We start from the raw sequence: 11,470 nt of genomic DNA on the forward strand, positions 1-11,470 counted from the left end.
TGACTGGTCAGCAGGGCCTTGAGGCGGGCGTTCTCTTTCCGCAGTTGCTGCAGTTCATCCGGCGGTTCTGCTTTCTGCTCATTGCTCGCTAAATCCATACTCGGCCATCAAGGTCATCCATGTCCTCTCCGATGCCCCATCCCCAAGCATCGGCTGCATAGTGTATGCTATCAGGGCGTTCCAGGTAGTGCCCTTGCTTCTCCGGATCAAGCTGCTGAATTTTAAGGCCTGCTCGAACATCCGAACTAGGGCCTGAAAAAGACCTCGTCATCTACGCTGCAAAATCCGAGGAAATCCCTGCAGGGCACGCAATAGAAGGCCGACAGCTCGGCCAGCCCCCCTCGGCATGGCCAACGGCTTTTTTATAGTCCGAGATCGCCTTTTTGGCCTTGGCCACTGAATAGCCCTGGTTGTGCGCACCACGTCTGGGCAGACCCAGCGGGAGAGGGTCGCCTTGTAGGGTTCCAAAACATCATTGCCTAAGCCAAAGCGGGTATGAAGGAAGACCTTATTTTCCTTGCCGGCCGCATAAAGGGCTTGAACCAGCCACTTCTCCGTTCGGAACGATTTATGATCCCGCAAATCCAGAACAGGCTGCATGGCTTCGCGGGCGAGCATCTTGGCCATGGGCTCACTCCCTTGTCATACATGGTATTCCGTCTTTTTTGGGGCAACTGTTTTACCCAGATTCCTGTTGCCCCCAATATTACCCCTGTCCCCCCGGATTGTAATACATTTCTCTGGGCGCCACCGGACAACAAAAAACCCGCTTTCCTGATAGGAAAGCGGGTTTATATGCTTTGTCGGACTTCTTTGAATGAATGGGGTGATCGATGGGACTTGAACCCACGACCTCCGAGGCCACAACCCGGTGCTGCCACCAGCTGAGCTACGATCACCACGCAAACGTGGCCTTATATACCCGCATGTCGACTTTTTGGCAAGCAGAAAGTTAGGCGGCTAACTCCCGTTGGCAGTGTTTGCACACCGTTGCCCTTGCCTTGATCAGTTCCGTGCAGAAGGGGCATTCTTTCATGAAATGGTTGGCCAACAACTGACCAATGGCCAAATTGATTTCCTGTTCCAGATGAGCATCCTTAAAAGCATGGCTGCGCAAAGGCTCGATGCAGGCGAGATCGTTGAGGGGCACAAGCAGGGCCACGGCCCGCTTGCGGTCGTCGGTCGAAACCGAGTCGTCGAGCAGCAGGGTCATCACCGGCGTCAGATCTTTTTGTTCTACACACGTGTCCAGGGCGGCAAGGGCGTCCTGCTGCTGCTGGTAGCGCACATTTTGGCGTTTGACGTCTTCAATGTCAATGATGCTGCCGGTGAAGGCCTCTTTGCCAACCACCATCATGCTGTAACTCTCTTTGGAGTTAGGGATCTCCATGTAGCGGTAGGAACCGACATGGCCGTATTGGTTGGCAATGTAGTCCCAGCCTTTGACAAAAAGCGGGCAGGTGTCATTGAGGCAGATGAACAGATATTCCGAGCCCCAGCCAAGACCATCGCCGACATGGACTGGCGGCGCATGACATAAAGACAGATCGCCGCTGCAATGCGGGCAGTAATGCTTTTCTTCAATGTATTTCAAAAGCGTTGACAACATGTGATTTCAAACTCCTTAGGGTTGAGTTGTGTGCTGTGTCTGCGGCAAGGGGCAAGGCGGACCGCCGACCGGCGGTGGAGTCAGGCTGGCTCAGCTTGCGCCGGAACGGGAAACCGGCCGGAGAAGAAGAACGGCGCACCATAGGGCAAAGAGCGCCAGCAGCAACAGGTTTTTCTTACGATTGTTATTCATGCGGGTAGAGTAACCATTGGGCTGGAAACGGTCAACCAACAGCGCTCAAATCATCCGCCCAAGGACTTCGTCGACTGCTTTGGCCTGTCGCATCCTGGCCTGAAGAAAGGTTTCGGTCAGGTGCTCGGCATTTTCGTCGATCAGAGTGCAGAGGCCGGGGATGGTGGCGGCGTCCGCCATCCGGACGACCGTGGCCAAATTTTTGGCAAAATCGCTGACAATCTTGCGGCTGTCGCCTGAGGTGGCCATGATTTCCGCGTAGGTTCGGGGGTTTTGCGAATGAACCCGCGACATGGCCAGAATGGGGTAAAGCGAGGTCAGGGTGCAGTGGCTGGCGATGTCGTCGCTGGTAATGTCGTTTTCGTTCAGGGTCATGGCCAGCGCCACGGAAATAACAGTTGGCAGTTTTTGGCCGATGCCCATGAGCAGGTCGTGTTTAGAAGGCGAGTCGTGGTAAATGTCGGCGCCGTGTTTGTAGAGAAACGCCTCGAATTCGCTGCAGAACATGCCGCTGCGCGAGGTGCGCACCACAATGGCGTTCTTGTCCTTCATGGTTGCGGCCTGGGGGCCCCAAAGATTATGCACCAACATCACCTCAACCTCTTCGTTGGTGGTCTCAAGGGCGCTTTTGATGGTTTCTTCGGACTCGCCGGCCAGCAGTATCAGCGCTTTGCCTGCGCCCAGCAGGGGGCCGTACTGGCGGACAGTGGCCGAGGTGACCGAAATCGGCACGCAGATCACCACCACATCAACCCGATCAATCATCTGTTCGGGGCGGAGCGTGGTGGTGCGACCGGTCATAAGCACCTCGTAGCCTTCGCTGGCCAGCCGGTCGGCAAACCATTTGCTCATGGCGCCGGTGCCGATGAAGCCAAAAGATTTAATGTGCTTGGTCCGCATGTCGACCCTGGGAAAACTGCCCAGAAGGCGGATCATGCCCTGCTGCTGGATGACCCGCGATTCGATGTGGGCAATGGCGCTGGCCATGATGTCGTTGTGGATGTGGCCTTCCGCCTCCAGGTAGATCCGCAGTTTTTGGGTTTTGATGTCGTTTTCCGAGCGCATGTCGACGATGTTGATGCCGCGTCGGGAGAACTCGTTCAAAATGTCCACCAGGATGCCCACCCGGTCGTCAAGGGGTTCGGTGATCAGGGTGGTGGCGTCGTATCCGGTCGCAGGGGCCAGGGCGCGGCCAAGGACCGCATAGCGGGTGCGGTTGTGCGGCGCCACTTCGCGTTCAATGATGCGCAGGCCGTGAGCGGTGAGCGTTTCGGCGTTGTCGATCACCGCCTTGCCGCTGGTCGGCCCGGCGGCCCTGAGTTCCTCTATGACCTGACCAATGTCCTGCACGCTCATCTCTGTGACGCCGGGCAGCTGGTTTTCAATGAATTCCTCGCACTGGTTAAAAACCTCGCGTTTGCCCACCAGCATTCGCAGGCTTTCGAGCGTCTCGTCTTCGGCAAACACGCCCAAGGAGAGATTGGAGTGCAGGATGACGTTATCGACCCAATACCCAGCCTTGATCTGATCAAAAAAGCGGAAATACTGTTTCTTTTCGCCTTCGCGGGTATTATACACCGGCAGCACGGCGTAGTCGGCCTCGCCTGCGGCAAAGGCGTCGAGCAGGGCCTTGACGTGCGGATACAACTGAATGTTCGCCTTGCCGTCGTATTGAGCGGCGGCCTGCCATGAAAGAGAGTGTTCCGGCCCAAGGGTCGCGATTGTGGTCATTGCGGGTGTTTCCTGTACAGAGTTGCGCGTTGTTTTCTCTTGGTTGAGCCGCCTTGCCCGACAGGGCGGCGACAATAAAGCCGCGTCGCTGGCGCAAGGGGGATGTAGGTCTTTCTGGAAAGAGGGAAGCACGACATGCGGGGCAAATCCGGAAACGAACTACAACACGGTCAAATACATTTTCAGCGGCGGATAGTAAAGATTTTTTTAACCAATGACGCATAGTGCGCCGGGCGCAGGTGTAATGGGACCGGAACGGGGAACAGTGGCGGAATACCTGGCCGCCTTAAAAAGCTCAGGCAAATTCGGACCGCAGGTCGTGGCGCACCGCATGCTTGCAGCCACGGAGGCCATTACGGCCAGGCCTGACCTCCTGGCGCCCGAACTTCAGCAGCTGCTCAGGGATATGGGCGTGTCTGAGCTGTACGCGCATCAGCATGCGGCCATAACCCAGATTCTTGCCGGCAACCACACCGTGGTCGCTACGCCGACCGCCTCGGGCAAGAGCCTGATTTACACCTTGCCGGTGATGGAGAATTATCTCAAAAATCCGGTTGCCAAAGCCCTCTATCTGTTTCCGCTGAAAGCCCTGGCCCAGGATCAGCTGAAAACCATAGAAAAAATCTGGCGGCTTCTTCCCGCGCCGCTCCGGGGCGATCTGCCCCCGGCTGCGGTCTACGACGGGGACGTCACCAGTTATCGTCGCAAAAAAATCCGTGATTTGCTCCCGCCTATTCTGATCACCAACCCGGACATGCTGCACCTGTCGATGTTGCCCTACCACGACCGGTGGGCGCATTTGTGGAGCAGCCTGGATTATGTGGTGATTGACGAGGTCCACACCTATCGGGGCGTCTTCGGCTCTCATGTGGCCTGGGTGTTGCGACGGCTCAAACGCATCTGCACCCTGTACGGATCGCAGCCGACCTTTATCCTGGCGTCCGCCACCATCGGCAACCCCGAGGAACATGCCCGACAGCTGATCGACGCCCCGGTGCGTGCGATCACCCAAACCGGGGCGGGCAGGGCGGCCCGCAACATCGTGCTGCTCAATCCGCTTGACAGCGCCGCGTCGAGCGCCGCCCAATTGCTGGAAGCCGCGGTGGTTCGGGGCCTGCGCACTATTGTCTACTGCCAGTCGCGCAAGATGACGGAACTGATCGCCATCTGGACCGAAGCTCGGTTAAAAGACCGCAAGGGGCTGGTCGCCTCCTATCGCTCCGGTTTTCTCCCTGAGGAGCGCCGAGGCATTGAAGACCGCCTGGTCGACGGCAGCCTGATGGGCGTGGTCTCGACCTCGGCGTTGGAATTAGGGATTGATGTCGGCAACCTCGATGGCTGCATCCTGGTTGGCTATCCGGGATCGATGATGGCGACCTGGCAGCGAGCCGGCCGGGTTGGCAGACAACAGCAGGAATCGTTGGTGGTGCTCATCGGCCATGAGGATGCCCTAGACCAGCATTTCATGCGCCGTCCCGAGGACTTTTTCAGCCGTCCAGTGGAGCCGGTGACGATGAATCCGGATAATCCAGCGCTGGCCGGCCCGCAACTGGTGTGCGCCGCCGCCGAACTTCCGCTGACCGCCGCTGATTCATTGGTGCAAACCCCGGAGGCGGTTGCGCTGCTCGAACGCCTAACCAGGGACGGCAAATTGCTGCAGTCAGCGGACGGTGCAGTTTGGTTCTCGCCCCAAACCTATCCGCAACGGCACGTCAATCTTCGCGGCGGCGGCGCAACCTTGTCCATCTTTGCGCAACCTTCTCGAAGGCTGCTGGGGGAAATCGACGCTCATCGGGCTCTGCGCGAATGTCATCCAGGGGCCGTCTATCTGCACATGGGCCACACCTATCATATCGACAGTCTGGATATGGAAGGACGGGAGATTTTGGCAACAGAAGTCAAACCCGCCTATTTCACCCGGGTGCTGACCGAGAAGACCACGCACATTCTGGCTGTGCGCAACAGCGTTCGGTGCGGCGCAGCCCACGTCCATTTCGGCGACCTGAGGGTGACTGAACGCATAACCGGGTACCAGAGGATTGCCCACGGCAGCATGCGCGTCATCAACCGGATTACCCTTGACCTGCCGCCGCAGATCTTTGAGACCGAAGGATTCTGGCTTGAGATTCCGCTGTGGTTGCAATCGCAGACCGAGGCAGCTCGACTGCATTTCATGGGCGGCATTCACGCCATGGAACATGCGATGATCGGTCTGATGCCGCTGTTGGTGCTGTGCGACCGCAATGACTTGGGGGGCATCTCCCATCCGCGACACGATCAGGTCGCCGGACCGGCAGTGTTTGTGTACGACGGCTACGCGGGCGGCATGGGCTTGACGGCAAAGGCCTTCACCCTTGTTTCCCAACTTCTGGAACAGACCCGACAGGTCGTGGCAGATTGCCCTTGCGACCTGGGATGTCCGTCCTGCGTTCACTCTCCCCAATGCGGTTCGGGCAATCGACCTCTTGACAAGCAGGCCTGTCTGTATCTGCTGGAGCAATTGCTGACGCCGCAACAGGGCAGGTTGGTGGAGGAGCCAAAAAGGGTTGTTGCGGCATCCGCGCCTGCGCGCAGTGTTCGGCCGCCTCGCCCTGTTGAGCTGCCGCAAAAATTCGGCGTCTTTGACGTGGAGACGCAGAAATCGGCTCAGGAGGTCGGCGGTTGGCACAGGGCGGATTTGATGCGGGTGAGCGTTGCCGTGCTCTACGAGAACAATGGGCGTCAATGCACCACCTACACCGAAGAAACCGTTCCCGACATGATTGAACGCTTGTTTGCCTTGGACTTGGTGGTGGGATTCAACAACAAACGCTTCGACAACAAAGTGTTGTCGGCCTATACGGATCGGGATCTTGCGCTGCTGCCGTCGTTCGACATCCTTGAGGTGATCACCAACCAGTTGGGATACAGGCTTAGCCTGGACCGGTTGGCGGAGAAAACTCTGCAAGTGAAAAAAAGCGGCGACGGACTGGACGCCCTTCGCTGGTTTCAACAAGGGGATCTGGGAAAATTAGCGGAATATTGCCGGAGGGATGTGGAGGTTACCCGAGATCTCTTTCTGTTCGGGCACCGGCAGCAGTATCTCTTGTTCCAGAACAAGGCGGGACAGGAGGTGCGGCTGCCGGTTGATTTTTCCGGAGCAATCGGTGAGATCGTCCGCCGTAGGGCGCAAACGATCAGGGCCAGACAAGATCTTTATGCACCCAACCGGTGAGGTCAGGGTGCGATATTTTCACCCATTCGCCCTTTTGTTCCTCTTTTTTGAAAATAACATCCTTGACGCCGCTGCCAACCACCGGATCATTGGTGCTAGGGCCGCTGCGGATTTTGCATTCCTTGACTTTCACAATGACCGAGGGCGTCGTGCTGACTAAGGAAGCTGTAATATAGCCTTTGTCTCCTTCGTAATCGCTCACCTTGAGCCATTGTCCTTCCTTGCCGAGCACTTCCAGCGGATAGCCGGCGGGAAGTTCGAACAGGATTTCCGATTTGGCGTCAGGGCCGGAACGCAGATTCACCCCGTCTTTAATCACGCTCATGTATTCGCCGGCAAAGGCAGTGGTCAGAGCAAAGGCGGAAGCCAGCAAACCCAGCGGGATGGTTTTAGTCAACGGTCGCAACGTCATCACGATCTCCTTGATGCAAAATTTCAGTGACATTCTCCCTAGCATCGGAAGCATTGGTCAACAACATAAAAAATTCCTGATTCCCTTTTGTTCCGCGAACGGCTGAGGCGACAACGCGCTCACACTGCAGACCCAAATCTTGGCCAAATTGACGCACCATGGCCAGTGCATGCTGGTGCAGGGCTGCGTCACTGACAATGCCCCCAGGCCCCACCAACTCCCGGGGCAGTTGAAACTGCGGCTTGACCAGCGCCAGGATGCGAACAGCGTGTTGGAAAAGAGGCAAGAGGGGAGGAAGAAGAGGCTGCAGCGAGATAAACGAGGCGTCGATCACGGCCAGATCAAGGGATTCGGGAATATGTGCCGTCGTTACATAGCGGGCGTTGGTGCGCTCAAGCACAACAACGCGTTCATCCTGTCGCAGCTTCCAGTCTAAGAGACCGTAGCCCACGTCCACACAGTACACCCGACGCGCCCCATGCTGGAGCAGACAGTCGGTAAAGCCTCCGGTGGAACTGCCGATATCGGCGCACACGCAATCTTTGGGGTCAACGTGCAAACCGTGCAGTCCGGTTTCCAACTTGTCGCCGCCGCGACTGACGTAGCGTTTGCCGCCCTTGATGGCAATTCGGACGCTCAACGGCGCCAACCTGCCCGCCTTGTCGCACAGATGACCGTCAACCAGCACGCATCCTGCACCGATCAAACGGCGGGCCTGTTCAACATCGTCAGCCAGATCCCGCTCAACGAGCAACAGATCGAGTCGCTGTTTCTTTATCCCAGCCAACGAAGGTCGCTCTTACAGTTTACCGAGTCGCTCCTTGGCCTGGGATGCCTCGGAACTGCCGCCATGGTCGCTGATTAATTTTTTGTAGATAATTTTTGCGGTTTCATGATCGGTCAGTTTTTCAAAGGACATGCCTTGCTTGAGCAGCGCGCTTGGGGTCAGGGCGTCTTTGCCGTGATTGGAAATGACTTTTTGATAATCAAGAATGGCCAAGTCGTATTCGCCTTGATTGTACAGGCACTCGCCCATGTAGTAGAGGGTTTTGGCGGCCTGCGGCCCGTTGGGATTTGCGGAGAGTGATTGGTCAAAGGACTTGTACGCGTCTTTATAGCTTTTCCCTTTGTACTGGTTCATGCCCTGGGAAAAAGGATCAGATGAAGAAGCGGCCGGCGCGGCGGCAGTTTTTTCCTTGTCCGCCCCTGTTGCAGCTGCGGCGGCAGGAGATGCCGAAGATGTCGCGGCAGCGGTCTTTGCAGCGGGCACCGGCGCCGGCGTCGTCGTTGGGACGGCGGCCGTCGGTTCCGGCGATTTTTTGGTTGTCGCTGTTTCCGTGGCGCCGGGCGTGCCGGTTACCTTGGTTTTTTTGGAGCCAGGACCGACTTTGACCACGCTGGCAGGTGTTGCTGCAGATGCAGAAGGTGTGGCCGAAGCCGGCGGGATAGGCGTGATGGCCGGCGTGGCGGCGGACGCAGCCCGCTGTTTAGCCGCCTCAGCCTTCTGCGCGGCCGCTTGCGCCCGTCCTTCAGCTTCCTTGATGCGATCTTGTTGAATTTTTGTGAAATTTTCGCTGATCAGAGAGATTTTCTCCTCAAGAACCGCCACTTTTTGATTGAGTTCGGAAATCTTGGCGTCCTGATCGGTTCGCAAGGTGTCGACAGATGACTGCAGGGTCGACATATTCTTGTTGACGTGCTCTCGGAACTGATTGGTTTGATTGGTGTTTTCCTCGATGCTTGATCGGATGCGCGAGGTTTCATCCTCCACCTGATCAATTTTGCTCACCGAACTGGCCTGCTTTTTTTGCATCTGGTTGACAGTGTTGCTTTTGACGTCTTCGAGCTTTTGATTCACCGCCCGAAGTTGGTACTGCATATTTTGCACCTCGTCCTGGGAGGCGCACTGCGTCAGCAACAGGAGCGAGCAACCGGCCACTGCGATATTTCTAATGGTTTTCATACAAGTAGACTCCCTTACTCTCAAAGAACGACAAAAAACGTAAATTGTACAAGGCTGCGTGGTTTTCCGCGTTCATCCCCAAGCCCGATTACACAACAGCCTCAAGGCAAACGACCGGACCACTGCGGGTAGGATTGATTGCCCTTCATGGTGAACAGAACGCGCACGTCTTTGCCGTTTTTGCTCACCACGCAGAGTTCGGAACGGCTACCGCCTTTCCGGGCCACCGCAAGCAGGCGGCCGTCGGGCGACCAGGTCGGCGATTCGTAACTGCCGCCGCCGGTGCTTAATTGGCGCACGTTGCCGCCGCTCCGGTCCATTACAAAGAGTTGATACGCTCCGCCTTGCAAACCGGTGAAGGCGATTTCATCGCCCTTGGGCGACCAAGCGGGTTCGCTGTTTTCCGAGCATTTAAAGGTCAGTCGTTTTGCCTGCCCCCCGCCTGCGCTCATCACATACACATTGGGTTTGCCGCTTCGGTCGGAGACAAAGGCGAGCGATTGTCCGTCAGGAGAATAGGTGGCGGACACGTTGATGCCGGCGCCGGAGGTCAATTGTTGGCCAATATTGCCCTGTCGATCCATGGTGTACAGATCGGGATTCCCGGCCTTGCTCAAGGTAAGGACTATGTTCCGGCCGTCGGGGGAAAAGGTCGGAGCCAAATTCAACCCTTTGCGTCGGGAAAGGGCGTTGGTGGACGAGTCCTGGCGCAGATCGGTGATGTAGAGATCTTGATTGCCGTTATGATAGGTGGAATAGGCGAGGAAATTGCCGTCCGGAGTGAAGCGGGGGGAAACGCAGAGAGCCCGATGTCGGGTCACCTGGCGCGGATGGCGTCCCAGGATATCGGAAACATAGACCTCCTTGCGACCGGTGCTGTCGGATATGTAGGCTATACGGGTTCTGGCGACCCCTTTTTCTCCTGTGAAATCCTCGATCAGGCTGTCGCAGAGACGCAAGGTCATGTCTTCGAGTTGCGCGGCTGACCCCTTGAAGCGGCGCCCGGCCAGCTGTTTGTTGCTGGCGACGTCAAGAATCTGGCCTTCAACCACTATGCCCGCTGGATCGCTGCCCACTTGCCCCATGACCACATAATCGGCGCCCAGGGATTTCCAGTCCGCATCTTTGCCCCCGCCGTAGCGGCTCGAATCAATAACGCCGACGAAAGAGTGCAATTCCAAACCCTTGGTCAGCAATTGAGCGACCGAGGCGCCCTGGTTGCCGCCGCTGCTGGAAAAATTCGGCACGGCAATCATGATTTTGCGGACATCGGAGGCGCTGATGTCGTAGTAGGTTCGTTCTTCCGCTTGGAGATCCTGCATGAAAAAACAATGCAACAAACCAACCGCCAAGGCCATAACCATTGAGAGAGTGTGTCTACGCTTCATAGTGGTGTGGGGTATTTGTAGTATTCTTAAGCAGGATGCAATGGATTCTATACACAATCTATTGCAGCTTGCCAAGTTCACGAACATTAAAATTACACGGCACTTCGGTGGTCTCTTCCGGCATCAGAGCGGGGAAGGGCGGCATCGGCACCGCTTTGTTGATCGTCTTCTCGACCAGCTGGTCAAACAACGGGTCGCCTGATCGACGTTCAAATTTGATGCTGACCACTTCGCCTTTTTTGTTGACGGTGATCACGACATTGGCGGACAAACTATTGTCCCAACTGCGCGTGTCGGGCAGTTGCCAGAATTCCTTGATGCGAGCCGCCGCCGTCTTGCCGTAGGTTTGGGCGACAATGCCGCGCGCTGCTCCCCGACCGCTGGTGGTGCCAGTGGCGGCATTCTGCATGGCCTGCGCTTTACTCGCGGCGTCAGCGCGGGTGGCCGCCAAGGCGGCAGAGGCCGCATTGGCCTGCGAAGCCAGTTCTCTTGCTTCGGCCGCCGCCTCCCGAGCTTCGTTTTCAGCGCGAATCTGATCAAGTCTGGCCTGGGCGAGCGCTTTTTTGCGTTCATCTTCGCGCTTGCGCTCTTCGATCTTTTTCTCTAATTCGCGCGCTTCATTCTTTCGCTGCTCGGCTTCACGCTTGCGTTCTTCAATCTTCTTTTCTAATTCCTGTTCATCCTGCTTGCGCTGTTCGGCTTCGCGCTTGCGCTCTTCGATCTTTTTCTGTAGTTCGCGCTCTTCCTGCTTGCGTTCCTCTTGCTCGCGTTCTTTGACTTTTTCTTCTTCCAGCCGGGTGTCCTGGGATTTTTTGATTTTACGTTTATCCGGGGCCAGCGAAATCGGATTTTTTGTCTCCACCGGTTCAGGTGCGACGGTTTCCGGGGGAGCAGGCGCCTTTTCCTTGGGCGGCGGAGGTGTGGGCTCAGGCGGCGCCGAAGGCTGCGGCGGGGCTGCCGG

9 protein-coding genes and 1 tRNA gene are annotated in these 11,470 nt (G+C 57.0%); 1 reads left to right on the top strand and 9 read right to left on the bottom strand.

Features of this window, described 5'->3' with window-relative positions:
* Positions 1–267: 267 nt before the first annotated feature.
* The 4 genes from RCH93_RS03345 to RCH93_RS03360 form a co-directional block, all read right to left on the bottom strand.
* Positions 268–627, bottom strand: coding sequence for a hypothetical protein (locus RCH93_RS03345; protein ID WP_306546899.1), 360 nt, complete (start codon positions 625–627; stop codon positions 268–270).
* Between the two features lie 195 nt (positions 628–822).
* Positions 823–899, bottom strand: a tRNA-His gene (locus RCH93_RS03350).
* 53 nt (positions 900–952) lie between these two features.
* Positions 953–1,609 (bottom strand): zinc ribbon domain-containing protein, encoded by a 657-nt coding sequence (locus RCH93_RS03355; RefSeq protein WP_306546900.1) that lies wholly within the window; start codon positions 1,607–1,609, stop codon positions 953–955.
* 237 nt (positions 1,610–1,846) lie between these two features.
* Positions 1,847–3,532, bottom strand: coding sequence for a prephenate dehydratase domain-containing protein (locus tag RCH93_RS03360; RefSeq protein WP_306546901.1), 1,686 nt, complete (start codon positions 3,530–3,532; stop codon positions 1,847–1,849).
* 244 nt (positions 3,533–3,776) lie between these two features.
* Between RCH93_RS03360 and RCH93_RS03365 the strand changes: the two genes are divergently transcribed.
* On the top strand, positions 3,777–6,746 hold the full coding sequence (locus RCH93_RS03365; RefSeq protein WP_306546902.1) for a DEAD/DEAH box helicase: 2,970 nt from the start codon (positions 3,777–3,779) through the stop codon (positions 6,744–6,746).
* Here the strand turns inward: RCH93_RS03365 and RCH93_RS03370 are convergent.
* From RCH93_RS03370 to tolA, 5 genes are all read right to left on the bottom strand, one after another.
* Positions 6,709–7,158: an SH3 domain-containing protein gene (locus tag RCH93_RS03370; protein WP_306546903.1), complete on the bottom strand. Its 450-nt coding sequence runs from the start codon at positions 7,156–7,158 to the stop codon at positions 6,709–6,711. The two genes, RCH93_RS03365 and RCH93_RS03370, sit on opposite strands and share 38 nt — an antisense overlap.
* Complete coding sequence (locus RCH93_RS03375) at positions 7,136–7,945, bottom strand: TlyA family RNA methyltransferase (RefSeq protein WP_306546904.1); 810 nt, start codon at positions 7,943–7,945, stop codon at positions 7,136–7,138. Before RCH93_RS03375 ends, RCH93_RS03370 begins: the two co-directional genes overlap by 23 nt.
* A 12-nt stretch (positions 7,946–7,957) precedes the next feature.
* Positions 7,958–9,121, bottom strand: coding sequence for a tetratricopeptide repeat protein (locus RCH93_RS03380; protein ID WP_306546905.1), 1,164 nt, complete (start codon positions 9,119–9,121; stop codon positions 7,958–7,960).
* A 101-nt stretch (positions 9,122–9,222) separates the two neighbouring features.
* Positions 9,223–10,443 (bottom strand): Tol-Pal system beta propeller repeat protein TolB, encoded by a 1,221-nt coding sequence (tolB, locus tag RCH93_RS03385; protein WP_306546906.1) that lies wholly within the window; start codon positions 10,441–10,443, stop codon positions 9,223–9,225.
* A gap of 124 nt (positions 10,444–10,567) precedes the next feature.
* A partial coding sequence (tolA, locus tag RCH93_RS03390) for a cell envelope integrity protein TolA (protein WP_306546907.1) occupies positions 10,568–11,470 on the bottom strand: 903 nt, incomplete at its 5' end.

The sequence above is a fragment of the Desulfobulbus sp. genome, from assembly GCF_030824455.1.
In the GTDB taxonomy this organism is placed as follows: domain Bacteria; phylum Desulfobacterota; class Desulfobulbia; order Desulfobulbales; family Desulfobulbaceae; genus Desulfobulbus.

Excerpts from the sequence above, each read along its gene's own strand:
- RCH93_RS03360 (WP_306546901.1), bottom strand. The coding sequence starts at position 3,532 with ATGACCACAATCGCGACCCTTGGGCCGGAACACTCTCTTTCATGGCAG.
- RCH93_RS03370 (WP_306546903.1), bottom strand. The coding sequence starts at position 7,158 with ATGACGTTGCGACCGTTGACTAAAACCATCCCGCTGGGTTTGCTGGCT.
- RCH93_RS03365 (WP_306546902.1), top strand. The coding sequence starts at position 3,777 with ATGGGACCGGAACGGGGAACAGTGGCGGAATACCTGGCCGCCTTAAAA.
- RCH93_RS03355 (WP_306546900.1), bottom strand. The coding sequence starts at position 1,609 with ATGTTGTCAACGCTTTTGAAATACATTGAAGAAAAGCATTACTGCCCG.
- RCH93_RS03345 (WP_306546899.1), bottom strand. The coding sequence starts at position 627 with ATGGCCAAGATGCTCGCCCGCGAAGCCATGCAGCCTGTTCTGGATTTG.
- tolB (WP_306546906.1), bottom strand. The coding sequence starts at position 10,443 with ATGCAGGATCTCCAAGCGGAAGAACGAACCTACTACGACATCAGCGCC.
- RCH93_RS03380 (WP_306546905.1), bottom strand. The coding sequence starts at position 9,121 with ATGAAAACCATTAGAAATATCGCAGTGGCCGGTTGCTCGCTCCTGTTG.